A 237-nucleotide genomic window follows, 5' to 3' on the forward strand; every position below is an offset into this window, starting at 1 on the left:
CGTACTTGGGTATTGGCAAATACGATCGTCAAAAACGGCTGCTCCTGCTCCAGTACGTCCACGAGTGCATCCGTCTTGTCGCTTTGATTGGTTACGTAGTAAAACTGCTCGATGTTCTCAACGGTTTTTTGCTTGCCCTCGATCTTGATGTGCGGCGGCTGCTTCATGAAGCGATGAGCCAGCTTTTTCACCAGATCAGGCATGGTTGCGGAGAACAATAGAACCTGTCGTTGGGAC

1 pseudogene is annotated in these 237 nt (G+C 50.2%); it reads right to left on the minus strand.

The annotated features are described in order from the left end of the window. Positions 1-237: pseudogene (locus tag SB775_RS33760) on the minus strand (DEAD/DEAH box helicase); the annotation flags it as partial.

Source organism: Peribacillus sp. SIMBA_075 (assembly GCF_046534585.1).